General features: G+C 47.6%; 20 protein-coding genes, 1 pseudogene and 1 riboswitch. Of the genes and pseudogenes, 9 read left to right on the forward strand and 12 right to left on the reverse strand.

Translation table 11 applies throughout. From position 1 onward, the window contains the following. Positions 1 to 4 precede the first annotated feature (4 nt). From HMPREF3091_RS17870 to mntP, 3 genes are all read left to right on the forward strand, one after another. The gene (locus HMPREF3091_RS17870; RefSeq protein ID WP_004094906.1) at positions 5 to 868 is read left to right on the forward strand and encodes a PTS mannose transporter subunit IID; all 864 of its coding nucleotides are present in this window, start codon (positions 5 to 7) and stop codon (positions 866 to 868) included. Between the two features lie 63 nt (positions 869 to 931). Further along, positions 932 to 1,390 (forward strand): DUF986 family protein, encoded by a 459-nt coding sequence (locus tag HMPREF3091_RS17875; protein ID WP_004094900.1) that lies wholly within the window; start codon positions 932 to 934, stop codon positions 1,388 to 1,390. Between the two features lie 180 nt (positions 1,391 to 1,570). Then, positions 1,571 to 1,780, forward strand: a riboswitch (yybP-ykoY riboswitch). 8 nt (positions 1,781 to 1,788) lie between these two features. After that, positions 1,789 to 2,361, forward strand: a complete 573-nt coding sequence (mntP, locus tag HMPREF3091_RS17880) for a manganese efflux pump MntP (RefSeq protein ID WP_070717644.1) — start codon at positions 1,789 to 1,791, stop codon at positions 2,359 to 2,361. 51 nt (positions 2,362 to 2,412) lie between these two features. Here mntP and rlmA read toward each other — a convergent pair whose 3' ends face one another. Then, positions 2,413 to 3,225 carry a 23S rRNA (guanine(745)-N(1))-methyltransferase gene (gene rlmA, locus HMPREF3091_RS17885; protein WP_070717645.1) on the reverse strand — a complete coding sequence of 271 codons (813 nt, stop codon included), beginning with the start codon at positions 3,223 to 3,225 and terminating at the stop codon, positions 2,413 to 2,415. 171 nt (positions 3,226 to 3,396) lie between these two features. Between rlmA and HMPREF3091_RS17890 the strand changes: the two genes are divergently transcribed. Beyond that, a complete protein-coding gene (locus tag HMPREF3091_RS17890) occupies positions 3,397 to 4,104 on the forward strand; it encodes a purine nucleoside phosphorylase YfiH/LACC1 family protein (RefSeq protein ID WP_070717647.1) in 708 nt (235 codons plus the stop codon). Positions 4,105 to 4,172: 68 nt separating this feature from the next. Here HMPREF3091_RS17890 and cspE read toward each other — a convergent pair whose 3' ends face one another. Further along, positions 4,173 to 4,382 (reverse strand): transcription antiterminator/RNA stability regulator CspE, encoded by a 210-nt coding sequence (cspE, locus tag HMPREF3091_RS17895; RefSeq protein WP_004094893.1) that lies wholly within the window; start codon positions 4,380 to 4,382, stop codon positions 4,173 to 4,175. 41 nt (positions 4,383 to 4,423) lie between these two features. Continuing rightward, positions 4,424 to 4,540, reverse strand: coding sequence for a DUF2627 domain-containing protein (locus HMPREF3091_RS22310; protein WP_071603098.1), 117 nt, complete (start codon positions 4,538 to 4,540; stop codon positions 4,424 to 4,426). Between the two features lie 753 nt (positions 4,541 to 5,293). On the opposite strand from HMPREF3091_RS22310, the gene pagP reads away from it, so the two are divergent. Next, positions 5,294 to 5,899: a lipid IV(A) palmitoyltransferase PagP gene (gene pagP / locus HMPREF3091_RS17900; protein WP_118937448.1), complete on the forward strand. Its 606-nt coding sequence runs from the start codon at positions 5,294 to 5,296 to the stop codon at positions 5,897 to 5,899. Positions 5,900 to 5,969: 70 nt separating this feature from the next. On the opposite strand, the gene cysB is transcribed toward pagP, so the two are convergent. Continuing rightward, positions 5,970 to 6,944: an HTH-type transcriptional regulator CysB gene (gene cysB / locus HMPREF3091_RS17905; RefSeq protein WP_004094881.1), complete on the reverse strand. Its 975-nt coding sequence runs from the start codon at positions 6,942 to 6,944 to the stop codon at positions 5,970 to 5,972. A gap of 429 nt (positions 6,945 to 7,373) precedes the next feature. Next, entirely contained in the window at positions 7,374 to 9,971 is a 2,598-nt protein-coding gene (gene topA, locus HMPREF3091_RS17910) for a type I DNA topoisomerase (protein WP_070717694.1), read from the reverse strand. A gap of 435 nt (positions 9,972 to 10,406) precedes the next feature. On the opposite strand from topA, the gene HMPREF3091_RS17915 reads away from it, so the two are divergent. Next, entirely contained in the window at positions 10,407 to 10,658 is a 252-nt protein-coding gene (locus HMPREF3091_RS17915; RefSeq protein ID WP_004094879.1) for a YciN family protein, read from the forward strand. Between the two features lie 79 nt (positions 10,659 to 10,737). On the opposite strand, the gene sohB is transcribed toward HMPREF3091_RS17915, so the two are convergent. Next, on the reverse strand, positions 10,738 to 11,784 hold the full coding sequence (gene sohB, locus HMPREF3091_RS17920) for a protease SohB (RefSeq protein WP_070717650.1): 1,047 nt from the start codon (positions 11,782 to 11,784) through the stop codon (positions 10,738 to 10,740). A 287-nt stretch (positions 11,785 to 12,071) separates the two neighbouring features. Between sohB and HMPREF3091_RS17925 the strand changes: the two genes are divergently transcribed. Continuing rightward, positions 12,072 to 12,833 carry a YciK family oxidoreductase gene (locus HMPREF3091_RS17925; RefSeq protein ID WP_070717652.1) on the forward strand — a complete coding sequence of 254 codons (762 nt, stop codon included), beginning with the start codon at positions 12,072 to 12,074 and terminating at the stop codon, positions 12,831 to 12,833. 69 nt (positions 12,834 to 12,902) lie between these two features. Further along, complete coding sequence (gene cobO / locus HMPREF3091_RS17930; RefSeq protein ID WP_070717655.1) at positions 12,903 to 13,493, forward strand: cob(I)yrinic acid a,c-diamide adenosyltransferase; 591 nt, start codon at positions 12,903 to 12,905, stop codon at positions 13,491 to 13,493. A gap of 61 nt (positions 13,494 to 13,554) precedes the next feature. On the opposite strand, the gene HMPREF3091_RS17935 is transcribed toward cobO, so the two are convergent. The 4 genes from HMPREF3091_RS17935 to HMPREF3091_RS17950 form a co-directional block, all read right to left on the reverse strand. Beyond that, complete coding sequence (locus HMPREF3091_RS17935) at positions 13,555 to 14,157, reverse strand: adenosylcobalamin/alpha-ribazole phosphatase (RefSeq protein WP_070717657.1); 603 nt, start codon at positions 14,155 to 14,157, stop codon at positions 13,555 to 13,557. Positions 14,158 to 14,193: 36 nt separating this feature from the next. Then, on the reverse strand, positions 14,194 to 14,931 hold the full coding sequence (gene cobS / locus HMPREF3091_RS17940; RefSeq protein ID WP_004094863.1) for an adenosylcobinamide-GDP ribazoletransferase: 738 nt from the start codon (positions 14,929 to 14,931) through the stop codon (positions 14,194 to 14,196). A gap of 160 nt (positions 14,932 to 15,091) precedes the next feature. Continuing rightward, positions 15,092 to 16,045 (reverse strand): 23S rRNA pseudouridine(2605) synthase RluB, encoded by a 954-nt coding sequence (rluB, locus tag HMPREF3091_RS17945; protein ID WP_004094862.1) that lies wholly within the window; start codon positions 16,043 to 16,045, stop codon positions 15,092 to 15,094. Between the two features lie 131 nt (positions 16,046 to 16,176). After that, on the reverse strand, positions 16,177 to 17,169 hold the full coding sequence (locus HMPREF3091_RS17950) for an MBL fold metallo-hydrolase (protein WP_246840017.1): 993 nt from the start codon (positions 17,167 to 17,169) through the stop codon (positions 16,177 to 16,179). Between the two features lie 265 nt (positions 17,170 to 17,434). On the opposite strand from HMPREF3091_RS17950, the gene HMPREF3091_RS17955 reads away from it, so the two are divergent. Beyond that, positions 17,435 to 17,737 (forward strand): hypothetical protein, encoded by a 303-nt coding sequence (locus HMPREF3091_RS17955; protein WP_070717662.1) that lies wholly within the window; start codon positions 17,435 to 17,437, stop codon positions 17,735 to 17,737. A gap of 219 nt (positions 17,738 to 17,956) precedes the next feature. On the opposite strand, the gene HMPREF3091_RS17960 is transcribed toward HMPREF3091_RS17955, so the two are convergent. Both HMPREF3091_RS17960 and HMPREF3091_RS17965 read right to left on the reverse strand, forming a co-directional pair. After that, positions 17,957 to 18,421: a DUF6392 family protein gene (locus HMPREF3091_RS17960; protein WP_061059993.1), complete on the reverse strand. Its 465-nt coding sequence runs from the start codon at positions 18,419 to 18,421 to the stop codon at positions 17,957 to 17,959. After that, positions 18,418 to 18,761 (reverse strand): annotated as a pseudogene (locus HMPREF3091_RS17965) (S-type Pyocin domain-containing protein); the annotation flags it as partial. The gene HMPREF3091_RS17960 and the pseudogene HMPREF3091_RS17965, both read right to left, overlap by 4 nt.

Raw genomic sequence — 18,761 nt, forward strand, 5'->3', positions numbered from 1 at the left:
AGAAATGGTTGATACAACATCATCAGTTGCAACTCCAAAAACTGAAACGAAACTCACCGCAGGCGATCTGCGCGGCGTATTCCTGCGCTCTAACCTGTTTCAAGGTTCATGGAACTTTGAACGTATGCAAGCGCTGGGTTTCTGTTTTTCCATGGTGCCGGTTATCCGTCGCCTGTATCCAGAGAACACAGATGAGCGCAAGCAGGCCATTAAGCGTCATCTAGAATTCTTTAACACCCATCCATACGTTGCGGCACCAATTTTGGGCGTAACCGCGGCAATGGAAGAACAGCGTGCCAACGGCGCTCCGATTGACGATGGTGCCATCAACGGTATCAAAGTTGGTCTGATGGGTCCGTTAGCCGGTGTGGGTGACCCAATTTTCTGGGGTACCGTACGTCCTGTATTCGCTGCGTTAGGCGCGGGTATTGCGATGACCGGCAGCCTGCTGGGTCCAGTACTGTTCTTCGTACTGTTCAACCTGGTTCGTCTGCTGGTTCGTTACTATGGCGTTGCTTACGGCTATAAGAAAGGTGTCGATATCGTTGGCGATATGGGCGGCGGCTTCCTGCAGAAACTGACGGAGGGGGCATCGATCCTAGGTCTGTTTGTTATGGGGGCCTTGGTTAACAAGTGGACGCACGTGAACATTCCGCTTGTCGTCTCCCGCATCACCGACCAAACCGGTCATACCACGGTAACGACTGTCCAGACTATTCTGGATCAATTGATGCCTGGCCTGATCCCACTGCTGCTGACCTTCGGCTGTATGTGGCTGCTGCGTAAGAAAGTCAACGCACTGTGGATCATTATCGGCTTCTTCTTCATCGGTATCTTCGGTTACTGGATCGGTCTGCTCGGTCTGTAATCGCTGGAATAGCCGGATAGGGTTCGCCCTATCCGGCTTTTTTATTTTGTATCTGGAGTATCCATGTCTTTAACTGATATCGCACTGCTGGCTTTTATCCTGCTATTCCTGCTCTATGCTATCTATGATGAATTCATCATGCCGAAGCGTAACGGGAAAACGCTATTACAGGTTAATTTAAAGCGCCGTAATAAAGCCGATAGTGGAATATTTGTTGGATTATTAGCCATCCTCGCCTATCAAAATATCACCAATAATGGTTCTAACTTCACAACCTGGTTACTCTTTACGCTCGCTATTATTGCCATTTACGTTTTTTATATTCGCTGGCCAAAGATTCTATTTAAAGACTCCGGCTTTTATTATGGCAACGTGTTTATTTTATACAGCCGGATAAAAAATATGAACATGTCAGAAGATGGCTATCTGGTTATCGATTTAGAAAAGCGTAGACTGTTGATTCAAGTGGCAAAAATGGATGACTTAGAGCAGATTTTGAAATTTTTTGTTGAACATAAATAATCTATCCTTTCGCTGTTTATATTAGTTCGGTGCATTTAAATAGTTAATTGCACCGAATTTCACCTCAGCTCCAACCGCATTTTTTCTCCTCCCCTTCCGTATATAATAATAATTATCATTAGCATTGATTTCCCGTAAAAAATATGACGTTGTTATTCGCAATCAAAATAGAGTATGATCGCTGCCGTCAATTTGGGGAGTAGCCGGCGTTCTGTCTGAACAGTATTCAGCCTTAGAACGCGCTCGTGTCAACATACTCGTTCTTAGCTTAGAACGTGGTGCGAGCAGCCCACCTGTTTTATAAACACGTGCGGACAGGCGAGACCATAGACACGTAACTCCGTCGTAAGGTTGGGGGTGGGTTACGTGTATATGGAGCACCCGGCCGAGTTATTGTCATGAATTTATCTGCAACCGTTATCCTCGCTTTTGGCATGTCCATGGACGCTTTCGCTGCGTCAATTGGTAAAGGTGCCGCCCTGCATAAACCTCGTTTCCGTGAAGCCATCCGCACAGGCCTAATCTTTGGCGTTGTCGAAGCCATTACACCGTTGATTGGCTGGGGCATCGGTTTGCTCGCAAGCCAATTCATTATAGAATGGGACCACTGGGTCGCTTTCACCCTGCTCTTTGTACTGGGCAGCCGTATGGTTTATGAAGGATGGAAAGGTAATCAGGACGAAGACGCTGAGCCCGTTAGACGCCATGGTTTTTGGCTACTGGTAACGACTGCGATTGCCACCAGTTTAGATGCCATGGCAATTGGCGTTGGTCTTGCTTTCTTACAGGTCAATATTTTGCATACCGCCATGGCCATTGGGTTGGCCACCATGATTATGGCAACGCTCGGTATGATGATTGGACGATTTATTGGGCCGCTGCTAGGGAAACGCGCTGAGATTTTAGGTGGCGTAGTACTGATCGGGATTGGCTTCACCATCCTGTACGAGCATATTGGTCCGTTTTTCTGATTATCTGATGTGTAAGCCCGCGATACGCGGGCTTTTTTATCAATTTAACATCTAGTGACGTTGATATACTCGAATCGCAAAATCGGTTTCGCAATCAAACTCAGCGTAGTTTTTCAATCTAGCAGCAACACCCGGCGTTGCTCTCCATGCAAAGGGCGTCATCTGCAACAGATTCGCCGCTTGTTCACCCGGTAATTGCATGGTGTAGGACAGCTGCCGATCGTCTATCAGCGTAAACCCCGCAAACTCTTCCACGTTTTCCTCATGCAATTGCACGCTGTCATAAACCTGCGCTTTCAACTGGTATAAATGACGCGGTGCAGGTGACACTGTCACTAATATGCCCTCCGGTGCGATCACCCGAGCAAGCTCTTCAGCCTTACATGGTGCATATATGCGAACAACGGCGTCCATTGATGCGTCGGCATACGGCAGTCGATGACTTGAGGCTACGCAGAAAGACACCGTTGGATAGCGCTTAGCCGCATAGCGGATCGCCACCTTCGCGATATCCAACCCATAGACGTCTATATCCCGCTGATTGAACTGCTTGGCAACTTCAGCGGTGTAGTACCCCTCTCCGCACCCGATATCCAGAATCCGACGCGTCTGAGCGGGCATATGAGCATCAAGAGCAGCACACACGGCGTTGCGTAAAGGCTGATAATAGTTTTGATCGAGAAACGCACGTCGTGCCTGCATCATTTCCGCACTATCACCGGGCTGTTTGGAATGCTTGAACTGAACGGGCATCAAATTCACGTATCCCTCTTTCGCACAATCAAACTGGTGATTATTGGCACAACGCCATTGATGATCGTTTTTTTCCAGCTGCTGCTGGCAAAGAGGACACTGATAAGGCATGAGATTTCCCGCGTACGAACGTTAAAGCGCAACAGTCTAAATAACGCCAGTCTGGGATGCAACCGAGTCAGCCATTGTCATCCTGCGTAATTGCCTCAACGCCTCTTTCCTCTACGGCGATTTATCCCTAAGCTGAGAGCACAACATTTTACCCATGTGTTAAGGACACCTATGGAGAATCCACGGTTAGAGGGCATCGCTGCCATCCGATACGGGTTTGGGCATAAAACAGCGCTGATGCCGAGCGCTTTAGCACCGTTTCGCGCTTCGATGCCAGAGAAAAAACAAGTGCACGGTATTCGAGTCGTGGACGTTGTCACTCCTGCTCAACAATGCGGAGAGTGCGATGCGCTCTATACGCGAGAGCCCGGCATATTGCTGACGATTCTCACCGCAGACTGTCTGCCTGTGATTTTCAGCCACAAAGATGGCTCTGCCATCGCCGTTGCTCATGCAGGCTGGCGTGGGCTATTAGACGGCGTTTTAGAGCAGGTTGCGGCGCGTATTGCACAAGACGATGATGTGGCAAACTGGGTAGCGGCAATTGGACCCAGCGCGGGCACATGCTGTTATGAGGTAGACGAGCCTTTAGTGGAACGATTCCAGCAGGTATTACCTTATGAACCCTCGCTGATTTCACCCCGCTTTCGTCATTTGGATCTAGTGTCTATTGCGCAAGCCAAACTGAACGGGCTGGGATTCGCGAACGTCGAGGATCAATCTGAGTGCACAATTTGTACACCTGAGCACCAGCCCGAAGCGAAAAACTATTTTCGTTACACCAGTTTTCGCCGTAACGCACACCGCAGAGAAAAAGAACCTGAACATCCAGGGATTAAGGGGCGCAATCAATACTCGGGCCTGATCATCTTGCCCTAATCGTGTTTTGTTAGATTTTAGGCATAAAAAAACCCGCATAAAGCGGGTTTTTAACAGCTGACGCTGTCTTAGATTGCAGTTACGTTAACTGCAGATGGGCCTTTCTGGCCATCTTGGATTTCAAACTCAACGTGCTGACCTTCAGCCAGAGTTTTGAAACCGTTACCCTGGATTGCAGAGAAGTGTACGAACACGTCTTTGCTACCGTCAGCCGGGGTGATGAAACCGAAACCTTTAGCTTCGTTGAACCACTTTACTTGACCTTTGATCTTAGCCATCTTGAGTATTTCCTTTGGATTGTTTAAACCGCCCTAGGGCGTTAGATAGACAAACTAGAGTCGTTACTGCTTGAGGCACTAAGATAAGAATCGGCAGAGAAGTGGTAGTCAACGCTATGGTCTTTACTCAGAACTTCTTTACTGAAAATGCCACACATATACAGAACTGTACCTCGTTTTACCCAGATGCGTTATCACACACTACGTATTCAATGGCAAGCCATTTTTATCCAGTGAACGACACGTCGCACAGAAATAAAACGGTCGGCGGAAAACTAAGCTAATTTGTGCCAAAAAGAGTTGCCACTCGCAGAATTTTCTGCTGCATGAAAACGCTTGTTTGTGCACCGATTTATGCCGTTCTCCATCTCCTCCGTCACTACCTTTTTACGCTATTCTGACGGAGGAGTCACCTGTTCTAACGATGAAAATAACTAATAATAAGTACTTAAATGGAATATGTTTCGCATAATGTGAAGACGGACAACTTACCACTCTAGCAAAAGCAGATTTTGCTAAAAAATTGTTACATTTTTATCCGTATCACGCGGCTGATATAACCTTTTATCTCTCAATTCAGCCTATTTAACCTCTTACTTCACGTCTTCGAAGCGATAAGAGGAATTAGTTAACTTGCTAACATCCTGTAGTCAAAGTTTTTTCTTTACACCGCAGCAGATAATACCATTAAGCTACCAAAAGCCCCTTCTGTCAGTGAGAGACTCATTCCTCTTTTATCGCTATTAGGGAAATTCTGTAATTTAATATCGTTTATCGTTCATTCAATAAAATCTGTAATCTTGTGATATAATTTTTAAACAATTATAAAATCGACGCTATCGCGTAAACTTCTTATCGCGCCTCTCTGTACAGTTCTTTCCAGTTAATAACTGATGTCGCTGAGAATAATAATGAATCTAGTAAAATCAGGCCGTGCTTATATCGGTTGTCTATCTCTATTGGCATCCTTTGCCGTTTTGGCTGAGGAACCATCGACAACAAATAAAACACAGTCCTCCCCCGCACCATCATCACAAAGTAAAGGTTTTTGGGGGACATTCACCGACCAAGTAAAGCAAACTTGGGATGCAGACAATTACGAGCTTTACGTGCCTCTTAACACTTGGCATAACCGCGCCATGTATGACAAAGAGAAAACAGACAGATACAACGAACGCCCATGGGGCGCGGGCTTTGGCGTTTACCGTTATGATGAAAACGACAACTGGCACTCTCTCTACGCCATGGCATTTAAAGACTCTCATAACAAAATAGAGCCCATTGTAGGCTACGGCTTTGAATGGATGTGGATACCGGGCGATCGTGATGGCTGGCGTTTCGGCGCAGGTTACACCGCGAGTATCACCGCCCGTGATGATTATTCCTATATTCCGATACCTATTGTTTTACCTTTGGTTTCTATTGAATACAATCGTTTTTCTGTGCAAACGACATATATTCCTGGAACTTACAATAACGGAAATGTTTTATTCACATGGATGCGTTGGCAATTCTAATTAAGAATTTTCTTTAAATAAGCCTCTATAAAAAAAGGAGCCTTTGGCTCCTTTTTTAATCAGAAATCTCTTATTTTATCGGCAGCTTAATATCTTTAAACATCGCTTCAATCTCTTCATTAGAGCGCAGCGCCACTGCGGTATCCACAACGTCTCGCGTTAAATGTGGCGCAAAACGCTGGATGAAATCATACATATAGCTGCGCAAGAAAGTACTACGGCGGAATCCAATCTTCGTCGTGCTATAGGTAAAGATATCGCTGGTATCCACGGTCACTAAATCGGGATCCTGCACAGGGTCGACAGCCATATTCGCAATGACCCCAACGCCTAACCCTAAGCGCACGTAGGTTTTAATCACATCGGCATCGGTCGCAGTGAAAACAATCTTAGGCGTCAAACCCGCGCGGTTAAATGCAGTATCCAATTCAGAACGACCTGTAAAACCAAATGTATAAGTGACTATCGGGTATTCTGCCAACTCTTCGATGGTAATCGAGGTTTTGCCTGCTAACGGATGATCGGGCTTCACAACCACTGCACGATTCCAGTGATAGCAAGGCAGCATGATCAAATCATCATAAAGATGCAGCGCTTCTGTCGCGATAGCGAAATCAGCATTGCCCTTGGAAACCGCTTCAGCAATCTGCGTGGGAGAGCCTTGATGCATATGCAGGGAAACGCGCGGGTAACGCTCAATAAATCCTTTAATCACCGGCGGTAATGCATAGCGCGCCTGTGTGTGCGTCGTCGCCACATACAGCGAACCTTTATCAGGATAGGTATGTTCACCGGCTACAGCTTTAATTGCATCCACCTTGGACAGCACTTCACGCGCAATACGGATAATCTCCTGCCCCGCAGGAGTAACCTGAGTCAGATGCTTTCCGCTACGAGAAAAAATCTGGATGCCCAGTTCATCTTCCAACATGCGGACTTGCTTACTAATGCCTGGCTGGGAGGTGTATAGACCTTCTGCTGTCGAAGACACATTCAGATTGTGGTTCACAACTTCCACAATGTAACGAAGCTGCTGCAATTTCATGGTTAATTACCATCCTAGGTTAAAACTTGACGCGATGGCAGTCTGGATAGGGGCACCTTGGCAAATAGCCCAACACTTCAGCCAAGGGCTTTCTGTGCCGATTTAAACCCGTTTTACCCTACATTGACCGCAATGTTAATAACTCAACAATCATTTAAATTGCTTTTATATAACCACTATATCATTTTGCGTCGATCTGTATAGGTCTGGTAACAAGATCATAACGAATTATTTATGGAATCTATTAAAATAGTCTTACATTTAGGTCGCTCGCCGTCCGCAGGATAGAGAGACATTGGCAAAACCAAAAATTGAATTTTTATTCATTTATTCGCAGTCTATTCTGTGCTTGCTTCGATGTTTTGGCATAAAAAAACCGGTCAGCATTCTGACCGGTTTTGAAGCGATTTCATGGAAAAAATCGACAGCTTATTTCTTAGTTTCGACCCATTTTCCGTCAACGAAAAATGCGGTCCAGCCCGTCGCCTTTCCATCTTTCTCTGAAGAGACATATTGCTGTTTCGTCTTACGACTGAAACGCACCATCGTCTTATTACCTTCAGGATCTTTTTGCGGTGCATCTGCAAGATAGCTTAACTTTTCAGGCAAGCGATCTTTAAAACGAGCCAATTCTTCCACCAATGGCGCACGAGTTTCACGCGATTTAGGGAAAGTATTTGCCGCTAAAAATACCCCAGCAGCGCCATCGCGCAAAACAAAGTAAGCGTCAGACTTTTCACACGGAAGTTCTGGCAATGGAACCGGATCTTCCTTCGGTGGTGCGACATCGCCGTTACGCAAGATTTTACGGGTGTTCTTGCACTCGTCGTTGGTACAAGCCATGTACTTACCAAAACGCCCCATTTTCAGGTGCATCTCAGAACCACATTTTTCGCACTCAACGATCGGGCCGTCATAGCCCTTGATGCGGAACTCGCCCTCTTCAATCTCGTAGCCGTCGCAGGCCGGATTGTTACCGCAGACATGCAGCTTACGCTGGTTGTCAATGAGGTAGCTATCCATCGCCGTGCCACACTTCGCACAGCGGCGCTTGGCGCGTAGTGCGTTGGTCTCGGCATCATCGCCTTCCAACACGTTCAGCACTTCAGCCTCAGGAACGAGATTGATGGTGGTCTTGCAACGCTCTTTCGGCGGCAGCGCATAGCCGGAACAGCCGAGGAACACACCGGTACTTGCCGTGCGAATCCCCATCTGACGTCCACAGGTCGGACAGGCAATGCTGGTCAGAACCATTTGATTCGGACGCATACCGCCGTCTTCGGGATCTTTTTCAGCCACGGAAAGCTGCTTACTAAAATCTTGGAAGAAACCGTCTAGCACGTTTTTCCAGTCTTCTTTCGCGTTTGCGACCTGATCCAGTCCATCTTCCATATGAGCGGTGAAATCGTAGTTCATCAACTCGCGGAAGTTCTCTTCCAAACGATCGGTGACAATCTCACCCATTTTCTCAGCGTAGAAACGACGGTTATCAACACGCACGTAGCCACGATCCTGAATGGTTGAAATAATCGCCGCATAGGTTGATGGACGTCCAATACCACGCTTTTCCAACTCTTTAACCAAAGACGCTTCGCTAAAACGCGCTGGCGGCTTGGTAAAATGTTGGCTTGGCAGCAGCTGTTGCAGCGTTAAATCACTGCCAACTTCCACGAACGGCAGCGTGCGATCTTCATCACCTTTACGCAACTGCGGAAGAACTTTAGTCCAACCGTCAAAGCGCAAAGTACGCCCTTTTGCCTTCAGCGTATAATCACCCGCTTTCACTGAAATCGTGGTGGAATCATATTTTGCAGGCGTCATCTGGCAAGAAACAAACTGGCGCCAAATCAGCTGATACAACTTCTGCGCATCAGCTTCCATATCTTTTAACTGCTCAGACAGCACGTTCACATCCGACGGACGAATGGCTTCATGCGCTTCCTGAGAGTTGTCTTTACTGGCGTAGGTATTCGGCTCTTTCGGCATATACTTCTCGCCGAAGTTTTCCCCGATATACTCGCGAACCATGTTCACCGCATCCTGACTCAGATTTGTCGAGTCGGTACGCATATAGGTGATATGACCCGCTTCATACAGACGCTGAGCCATCATCATCGTTTTCTTCACGCCGAAGCCCAGACGCGTACTGGCGGCCTGCTGCAGCGTAGAAGTGATAAACGGCGCAGAAGGCTTGCTGCTGGTCGGTTTATCTTCACGATCCAACACCGTATAACGCGCATTTTCCAGTGCCTTGACTGCGGTTTGAGTCTGCTCACCGTTGACCGGTTTGAATGGCTTATCGTTGTGATGAGTCACCTGCATCTGCAAGGCAACGGCATTCTTATCGTTCAAGTCAGCACGCAGTTCCCAATACTCTTCAGGAACAAACGCTTTGATTTCACGTTCACGATCGACCACTAAACGAACCGCTACCGACTGCACTCGCCCTGCAGACAAGCCACGTGCGATTTTCTTCCACAGCAGTGGAGAAACCATGTAGCCTACAACACGGTCCATAAAGCGACGCGCCTGCTGCGCATTAACGCGGTCGATATTCAGCTCACCCGGCTTATTAAATGCCTGTTGGATCGCGTTCTTAGTGATTTCGTTAAATACCACGCGGCTATAGCGACTTTCGTCACCGCCAATCACCTCACGCAAATGCCACGCGATGGCTTCCCCTTCGCGGTCAAGGTCGGTTGCGAGATAGATATGGTCGGCTTTTTCCGCCAATGTTTTTAACTCAGCAACAACCTTTTCTTTACCTGGAAGTATTTCGTAGTGCGCTTTCCATCCGTGATAAGGATCAACGCCCATACGATTAACCAGCGCTTCGCGCTCATTTTTTTTAACTTTAGGCTTCGCTTTATTTTCGGCGGAGGCTGCGCCCTTTTTACTGGCTGAACCACTAGTCGGCAAATCGCGGATATGACCAACGCTGGATTTAACCACGTAGTCGTTACCCAGATACTTATTTATCGTTTTGGCTTTTGCCGGGGACTCAACTATTACGAGAGCTTTACCCATAATTACCTTTACCTGAATGAATCCTTCTGTCTCCAGAAGCCTTTGTTCGCCGTTACCGTAGCGATTGATAAAATTCTTTTTTATATTGCGGCAGACCGCGCTGAGATCAAGCCATTTTTTCAAAAATCGCGCTTAACTGCTCAACACCGCTGCAATTTGCATCCCTTAAAATAGGATGAGCAATTTCGCAACCCTCTGACATGCGGAACTTTTATTCAACATAACGATGATTCGCTCCGCCAAAGGCTAGAAAAGCCCTCACTCTACCCGATTGAGAACATCACGCAACTTAATTAGCACGGAATGGAGCTTTTTACCAATTATCAGCCAAAACAGAGATCAAAATGCGGTGATAATTTGCGATACCCCTCATGTCCGCAGTACTATATTAGGCAGGTTTATTAATAGACAACGTCATTTGTTGGAGAACGAAAAATGTTCGGTGAAACAACCCCAATCAAACGTGAAGCTCTACTGGCTGAAGCAAACCAAATCATTAAAGAGCACGAAGATTATATGCAGGGTATGGAAGCGACCGAAGTCGAGCAAAAAGGCGACGTGTTAGTATTCCGTGGTGAGTTTTTCCTCGATGAGGATGGAATTCCAACTCGCAAAACAACGGCCGTGTTTAATATGTTTAAACACCTCGCACACGTATTATCAGAAAAATATCATTTAGAAGATTAATTAATCATTCCGGATATTTTTTCAAAAAAATGCCCCATACAAAGGGGCATTTTTATTTCTTGATTTATCGCATTGAAAATCACATATCGTGACGTTGACTGCGCTGCCACCAGCGGAGCATAAGACGGTCGGCACTCTCTGCTGCGCTATTGGTAAAGCGATCCATCATGCGTTTGCGACGGGTATAACGCACCCCGATCACATCATGATTTTCCATCTCGGCAATCAGCAAATCATCGCTGGTACCAACGGAATCCACCAGACCTTTATCTTTGGCTTGAATGCCATACCAGTGCTCGCCCGTGGCTACCGAATCAATATCCAGAGAAGGACGCTGTTGGCTAACAAATGATTTAAACAGCTCGTGCGTTTCATTCAACTCTTCGCGGAATTTCTCCCGTCCCTGCTCGGTGTTTTCGCCTAACAGCGTGAGTGTGCGCTTAAACTCGCCCGCGGTATGCAGTTCAACATCGATATCATTTTTCTTCAGCCAGCGATTGAAGTTTGGGATTTGTGCCACGACGCCAATTGATCCAATGATGGCAAAAGGCGCAGCCACGATGCGATCGGCAACGCACGCCATCATATAACCGCCGCTAGCCGCGACTTTGTCTACGGCGACGGTCAGTCTAACCCCTGCTTGGCGCAGGCGCTGCAATTGGGATGCTGCTAAACCATAGCCATGCACGACGCCGCCGGGGCTTTCAAGACGCAATAATACTTCATCGCCCTGTTTAGCCACCGCAAGGACTGCGCTGATCTCTTCGCGCAAAGAACTCACTTCATGAGCATCCATACTACCTTTGAAATCGAGCACATAAAGACAAGGTTTTTCTTTCGCAGCAATCCCCTGCTTAGCTTCTGCCTTGCGCTGTTTGGCTTTTTCTTTATCCTGCTTTTTCTGCAACTTGTACCATGCTTTCAGCGAGCTATCGTCCATCCGCGCTTCCTGCATGCTACGCTGCATATCGCGATACTGCTCACCCAAGTCTGTTAGCTGCAACTCACCGCGGCTCGCTCCCTTTTTATGTCGCAGGCTGACAAACAACACTATCAGCGCACCGATTGCGATCACAAAGGTCATCACCTTCGCCAAAAATAGGCCATACAAGGATAACCATTCCACATTCACCGCCTTGTTTGAGTACTAAAACTAAACCATCCGCATTGCTGATCTTGATAAGGGATAAATTCTCTTAAGCCGCAATACGCTTTTTCAGTATGTAACATACTGGCAGGTGCGCCATTTTCAAGTACCTTGAACGTAAACACCCTGTAAATTCAGCACGTAATGCTTGCTCTAGGAACAATACCATTGACCATACGCCTTACAATAGTCCAAGATCGTCGCAGATTCGTTACAGTAAATAAACAATTTACACCCAAATATGGCGCGGAGTGAGGAATTACAATATGCACTATCAGCCCCAGCCTGAACTTTTACACAATCGTATTATTCTCGTTACCGGCGCAGGTGATGGGATTGGCCGAGAAGCGGCGCTCACCTATGCCCGTCATGGGGCTCAACTCATCTTATTGGGCAGAACGTTGAGTAAGCTGCAGGCAGTTCAGCAGGAGATCCACCAGCTCGGTTTAGCGCCGGCTGCGACCGTAGAACTTGATCTATTAACCGCCGCGCCCGCAGATTACCAAAAACTTGGCGCAGAGCTCGCTGCGGCCTATCCGCACCTAGATGGCGTACTCAATAATGCCGGTTTGCTAGGCACCATTAATCCGCTGGCAGAGCAAGATTATCAAGAGTTCTGCGATGTGATGCAGGTCAATGTGAATGCTTCACTCCTGCTTACTCAGGCCGTGTTGCCTTTGCTGTTGAAATCGCCGTCCGGGTCACTGATTTTCACCAGCTCAAGCGTTGGCAGAACCGGACGTGCGGGATGGGGAGCTTACGCTATCTCAAAATTTGCTACCGAAGGCATGATGCAGGTTTTGGCTGACGAATATAAAAATACCCATCTACGGGTAAACTGCATTAATCCAGGCGGTACCCGAACCGGAATGCGCGCTTCGGCGTTCCCAGATGAAGATCCACAAAAGTTAAAAACGCCTGCAGATATTATGCCGCTCTATCTCTATCTTATGGGCGATGATAGCCGCCGCAAAACCGGTATGAGTTTTGATGCCCAGCCGGGACGAAAACCGGGGCCTGCCGAATAACCTATTCGCCGTACCCTTTTTGACTTTAAAACCACAGCATCGCCATACATTAGTGGGTTAGGAGATAACATGTCTGAAGATCGTCACCAGCAGCGACAACAGCGTATTAAAGAAAAAGTGGATGCCCGCATTGCCGCCGCACAAGAAACTCGCGGTATCGTGATGATTTTCACCGGCAACGGCAAAGGCAAAAGCACAGCGGCGTTTGGCACCGTGGCACGTGCGGTAGGACACGGCCATCGCGCTGGCGTTATTCAGTTTATTAAAGGTACATGGGAAAACGGCGAACGTAATTTACTGGAACCTCACGGCGTTGAGTTTCAAGTGATGGCTACCGGTTTTACTTGGGAAACACAAAACAAAGAAACCGATACCGCGGCTGCCGTGGCTGTATGGGAGCACGGAAAGCGAATGCTCAAGGATGAAACGCTAGATTTGGTGGTCATGGATGAGCTGACCTATATGGTCAGCTACGGTTATATCGAGCTAGAAGAGGTGCTGACGGCGTTAAAGCAGCGCCCTGCGCATCAATCCGTGATTATTACCGGCAGAGGCTGTCACCGCGAGCTGGAAGAGCTTGCCGATACGGTCAGTGAAGTCCGTCCGGTAAAACACGCGTTTGAGTCTGGAATAAAAGCACAGAAAGGAATCGACTGGTAAACCGGTTGAAAGAGGCCGTCACCTGCGGCCTCCTTTCTGTATCGATTATCTATTGGGTTCTTTAGCTCGATGCCTTACCGCTATTGTTTAAACAATAGATCACGCTAAAACCGTCGCGATAATCAACACGACTATGGCAGCCCTGTTCAATACGAAAATGCCACATTGCGCGCGCTTCAAGTTGCAGCAACTGAGTACAGATCAGCGATAACACGCCTTGATGGGCGACGATCAGCACCCGCTGCGTTGCATGTCGTTGCTGAATCTCCGTCAGCGCATGGCGTACGCGTGCAGAGAAATCACGAAACCCCTCGCCCCCCGGCGGAACGGTTCGTTGCCAGTCGGCGCACCAAGCCGCATAGTTTTCTGCGTCTTTTTCCTGCAACTCTCGATGATGACGTAGTTCCCACTCACCAAATGCCATCTCATCAAGACCGGCATGCGGCACGAACTCAGCATCGGCGCCGAGGATATGGCGCGCAGTTTGCTGAGTGCGTTGTAAACGACTGGTATAGACGGCATCAAATGACAGTGAAGCCAACTGAGTCGCAACGGCTTTAGCCTGCTGTTCGCCCAACGAGGTTAGCGCAAGATCGCTACTGCCGCAGTAAACTCCATCAAGATTAGCCTGAGTCTGACCATGACGTACCAGATATAGCTCCATCACTGCTCCTTAGACTCAGTGTAATCCCATTAACAATTAGATCACGGCGAACAGGAATATTAAGCCAAATAGCTCATTGCCTGCACCGAGGGTATCCCCTGTCTGTCCACCAATGCGCTTATTGATAAAGCCACGATAGAGTAAGGCAAACAAATAGGTGATGATCGCCGCGAGTCCGCCGTGCCAGTTAGCAAACCCTAGCGTCATCAGTAAACCAATGACCAACGCAATAACATAGTGTTGCCCACCAATTTTACCGATATACAGATTTCCCATCCCATTTTCGCGCGCATACTTCTGCTGATACATTAAAACCGGCAGTAAGGCACGGCTCAGCGCCGGGGCGGCCACCAGCAAGGTATAGACGTTATGCCCCGTTTGCGTGAGCTGATAGATAATCAATATACGAGCCACAATCACAAAGATTAGCGCCAGCGCGCCGTTTGAACCAATGCGACTATCGCGCATGATCTCAAGGATACGCTCACGTGGACGCGCAGAGAAAATGCCGTCACAGGTATCCGCTAAACCGTCGAGATGAAATGCCCCTGTCACCAGCGTAGTTGCCAACACGGCCGCCACCGCCGCCAGTAAAGGGCCATATACCGGTAAAATCACTGCAAAGGCCAGCGCACTCAGCAGCCCTACGATCAGCCCCACAAATGGGAAATACACCACGCCCTTGGCGTAATCATTCATATCTAGATTATCTGTCCAGCGAGCTGGGACGGGGATGCGGGTCATAAACTGCAATGTGGCGAGAAATAGTTTCATTGTTGCGAGTCAGTCCATGTAGTCGAAAGCAAAACCGTGAGTATTAACTCTCTGATTGTCATCTATATTAATACCAGTCTCTAGACAGATGCCAGATATAAAAAAACCGCAGCGAATCAACGCTGCGGTTTCGATGACATCAAAAGACTAAACGCTGTAATTAGCCGCGCTTAGCACTCTTGTTTGCTGTGCCTTTATTGGCAGCGGAACCTCGGGTTGAGGAAGTTCCTTTATTAGCAGAACCAGAACGGCGGTTAGGTGCAGCCGCAGCCGCGCTCCCCCCCTGACCATGACGCTTAACTGCGCGGCGGATCTGGTTGGCTTTCATGCGACGACGCTCACGCTCGACTGGCAATTTGCTCACCGTTTCGGCATCCAATTCAACCAATTCACGCAGATAGTTGATATCGTTCAGTGGCAGCTCCGCCCAGCCGCCGCGAGGCAAACCTTTAGGCAGAGGTAAATCACCATAACGTACGCGGATCAAACGGCTAACCTGAACGCCAACGGCTTCCCACAGACGGCGAACTTCACGGTTACGCCCTTCTGTCAACGTCACGTTGTACCATTGGTTAATCCCTTCGCCACCTTGGAAACTGATGGTTTTGAATGACGCAGGACCATCTTCCAACTGCACGCCACGGCTCAGTTGGCGAATTTTTTCATCGTCAACCTGACCAAAAACACGGACCGCATATTCGCGTTCAACTTCACGGCTTGGATGCATCAAACGGTTTGCCAGTTCACCATCGGTGGTGAACAACAATAAACCTGACGTATTGATATCCAAACGGCCTACCGCGATCCAGCGAGAACCGCGCAGCTTCGGCAGACGATCAAACACCGTTGGGCGACCTTCTGGATCGCGACGGGTACACAATTCGCCTTCTGGCTTGTAATAAGCCAAAACGCGGCAAACAGATTCGGTGGATTCACGGATAGAGACAACGCGTCCGTCAACACGAATTTTCATCGCCGGAGTAACCTCAACACGGTCACCAAGCGTTGCTAATTTACCATCAACGCTGACACGGCCTTCTTTAATCATGGCTTCGATTTCACGGCGTGAACCATGACCAGCATTGGCAAGAACTTTCTGTAACTTTTCGCTCATTGAGCAACCTCTAATGTCGCCTTCACAGGCGTCGTGGGGTATTGTGGATGTATCTGAAATTCAAAAGGTTAATTGAATTTTAACGCGGCATTATACACGAAAACCTTAGAATGTCCGAGCTCTATACTTTTTTATCCTACCGAAAAGGGAATAAACGAGCCTATTTTCTCAGCGGTAAACGTTTTTTCCCCAATGCCTTGGCGTTGCGTTTCCTTTTGCAAGCAGTCTGGCGGATCATCCAACGCCTCATCGGCCAATTCAAAAACGCCCCAGTGCATCCCGAAAGCGCGCTGACAGCGTAATTCACCAAATAAGCGAACGGCATCCGCGGGATCCATATGCTGAGGATGCATAAACCAACGCGGATCATAGGCCCCCAACGGCAACGCAGCCAGTGAGAAAGGCCCTAGACGATCGCCGATTTCTTTCAGTCTTGGGGTATAGCCGCTGTCACCCGCAAAATAGAAACGGTGATGAGCATCACTCAGCACCCAACCACCCCACAGGCTACGGTTGCGATCCATCGGCGTTCTGATGCTCCAGTGGCGCGCAGGGACAAAATGGAATGTCACGTCGCCTAAACCGTACTGCTCCCACCAATCTAATTCATGGATGTATATCGCGCCGCAGCGGGTGAACCAACGTTTTAGCCCTAATGGAACGATGCAAACCATATTTGGATTGCGTTTCAGCAGCGCAAGCACCGTCTGTCTATCAAGGTGATCATAGTGGTCATGGGAAATCAGCAAAATCTCGATGGCTGGGAGTTGCTCAATATTAATAGGCAGCGGCGTTTTACGTTCAGGGCCATAAAAAGTCAGCGGCGAGACGCGTTTGGAAAATACCGGGTCTATCAGAATAAATTTGCCGCTCATTTTGACCAGCATACTGGCATGCCCCAGCCACCAGACTCCGTCTTGCTGCTGCGCAAGATCGACAGGCTGCCACCAGCGCTCAATAAACCCGCTGTAACCCTGCTGCGGTTTTAGGGGTAAATGCTTTTCTCTACGCTCTTTTTGCCAGCGCTTTAAATCCTCTTTCCTGTGTACCAAGGGTTCAAGGTTGGTAAAACCTTCTGGCGTATGGTGTGCTTTACTTGGATCGTAATAAGGGTTTTTCTTCATTCTAATTAGCCCCATAGATAAGTGACGGCGTCACATCATAGTAGCGGAATCAGCGTGATATCTCAGCGTAGCCCAACCGTATTTAGACGTTAAGAATTACTTAATAACTACAGACTATTCTTGCTGTCAGGATTTGTCAGCCACGTAAAGTAGGCTAAATGTGCTGGGGTTTTGAAAGAATTCTCTTTAGTCTAAATTTCATGAAATACCCAGCGGGTTGACGTTAAGGGTAATCCCGTTAGCGAGTCATTAGGAGTCAATATCTATGTCAAACAATTATTCACAAACTCGCACCCAGCGTATGCGCAGCGCCCTACAGGCTCAGATGCAATACTGGAAAATGTATCTTTCATTAAAATCTCGTCAGATGGGGATCTCCGACAGAATGCGTCAGGCGACGTCGATTATCTCCGCCGTGACGATGGTCACCCTACTGATGGTGGGATTTGTCTTATTCAACCTCGTGGTGCTGAGCGTTTCCTTAGTGGGTGCGTTAGTATCACTTTTTCGCCCCCGCCAGCGCCCAGGTCACCGCACGTTCACCCAGCAAAGCCCTAGGGTTATGTAACTGAGTAACATACTTCATGTAGCCTGAAGTTGTATATCAGTGTTAACCGCTTGAAATTTGCGACTTTGATAATTCTTAGTCGCTTTTTTCGATGTAGATTATGTGGATACAGAGAACAAGCATGCGAACTCGCGTTGCTATCGTGACCGCTGATTGCCAGTACAAAAATTTTTAGCTGGTGCTCCAGCCTTATCACGCCACTGGAGCACCAAAGCAAACCTACCAGCGTAATTCTGATGTTGGTAAAAATGCAACCTCCATCACCATTTCCATTAAGTCATAATTAACCTGCATACTTACAGGAATATGAAAACCTTCAACTGTAAACAGCTCAACCCACCCAAATGTTCTTTTCATAACAACTCTAGGCTCAATACTGCGTTCAGGTTTGCCATAGACATCGTGCATCCACTGCCTAGACATACTCTTCTGTAATGGCGGAGGCAAAATATTAGGAAACGACCATCCTTTAATATCCCTTTGAATATATATAGTTACTTCCTTTAGTTTTTGAACATTTCTATCAAACGCCAAGAAAACACCTTCTTTCACCATATCAAGGCAAATAACAGGATCCCCAGAAGCACCTGTGGGCTTAGTTTTATAAGGAATTAGACCAGAATCAAATATTTCCTGATAACTATTTCCAAGGCTACGTATCAGCGCCTCTATATTCACGGTCATTTGTATAGCCCCATGCTGTCATTAATTTTATGCATTTTCTCGCGCGCAACTTCGATCTGCTGATCTGTTGCACCATGCTCTTTCAGTGCTGGCTTGATGGCATCTAAGTTTCGATCCACCGCTGCTCGTAAATCTTGAGCATCAGCCTTGATTTGTTCAGATTTATTGCGTCCACCAAAAGTTTCACTAACTTTTCTATGTATTTCTTTTGGAATAACGATAGAAGCGACATCTTTGGAAAGAGCTTCTATTTGAGATTCTTTAAAATCAGGGTAATTGCGCCTCAAATACTCTTTAACAGCTCCTGCCGAAGGCATATGGTCAGCCTCATATTTCCCCT

It is taken from the genome of Hafnia sp. HMSC23F03, assembly GCF_001816025.1.
In the GTDB taxonomy this organism is placed as follows: domain Bacteria; phylum Pseudomonadota; class Gammaproteobacteria; order Enterobacterales; family Enterobacteriaceae; genus Hafnia; species Hafnia paralvei.

Coding starts and splice junctions, on each gene's coding strand:
- HMPREF3091_RS17955 (WP_070717662.1), top strand. CDS start 17,435: ATGTCAAACAATTATTCACAAACTCGCACCCAGCGTATGCGCAGCGCC.
- rluB (WP_004094862.1), bottom strand. CDS start 16,045: ATGAGCGAAAAGTTACAGAAAGTTCTTGCCAATGCTGGTCATGGTTCA.
- topA (WP_070717694.1), bottom strand. CDS start 9,971: ATGGGTAAAGCTCTCGTAATAGTTGAGTCCCCGGCAAAAGCCAAAACG.
- HMPREF3091_RS22310 (WP_071603098.1), bottom strand. CDS start 4,540: ATGTGTGGCATTTTCAGTAAAGAAGTTCTGAGTAAAGACCATAGCGTT.
- HMPREF3091_RS17875 (WP_004094900.1), top strand. CDS start 932: ATGTCTTTAACTGATATCGCACTGCTGGCTTTTATCCTGCTATTCCTG.
- HMPREF3091_RS17915 (WP_004094879.1), top strand. CDS start 10,407: ATGTTCGGTGAAACAACCCCAATCAAACGTGAAGCTCTACTGGCTGAA.
- pagP (WP_118937448.1), top strand. CDS start 5,294: ATGAATCTAGTAAAATCAGGCCGTGCTTATATCGGTTGTCTATCTCTA.
- HMPREF3091_RS17870 (WP_004094906.1), top strand. CDS start 5: ATGGTTGATACAACATCATCAGTTGCAACTCCAAAAACTGAAACGAAA.
- HMPREF3091_RS17950 (WP_246840017.1), bottom strand. CDS start 17,169: ATGAAGAAAAACCCTTATTACGATCCAAGTAAAGCACACCATACGCCA.
- cobO (WP_070717655.1), top strand. CDS start 12,903: ATGTCTGAAGATCGTCACCAGCAGCGACAACAGCGTATTAAAGAAAAA.
- HMPREF3091_RS17925 (WP_070717652.1), top strand. CDS start 12,072: ATGCACTATCAGCCCCAGCCTGAACTTTTACACAATCGTATTATTCTC.
- HMPREF3091_RS17935 (WP_070717657.1), bottom strand. CDS start 14,157: ATGGAGCTATATCTGGTACGTCATGGTCAGACTCAGGCTAATCTTGAT.
- cobS (WP_004094863.1), bottom strand. CDS start 14,931: ATGAAACTATTTCTCGCCACATTGCAGTTTATGACCCGCATCCCCGTC.
- mntP (WP_070717644.1), top strand. CDS start 1,789: ATGAATTTATCTGCAACCGTTATCCTCGCTTTTGGCATGTCCATGGAC.
- cysB (WP_004094881.1), bottom strand. CDS start 6,944: ATGAAATTGCAGCAGCTTCGTTACATTGTGGAAGTTGTGAACCACAAT.
- HMPREF3091_RS17890 (WP_070717647.1), top strand. CDS start 3,397: ATGGAGAATCCACGGTTAGAGGGCATCGCTGCCATCCGATACGGGTTT.
- HMPREF3091_RS17960 (WP_061059993.1), bottom strand. CDS start 18,421: ATGACCGTGAATATAGAGGCGCTGATACGTAGCCTTGGAAATAGTTAT.
- cspE (WP_004094893.1), bottom strand. CDS start 4,382: ATGGCTAAGATCAAAGGTCAAGTAAAGTGGTTCAACGAAGCTAAAGGT.
- rlmA (WP_070717645.1), bottom strand. CDS start 3,225: ATGCCTTATCAGTGTCCTCTTTGCCAGCAGCAGCTGGAAAAAAACGAT.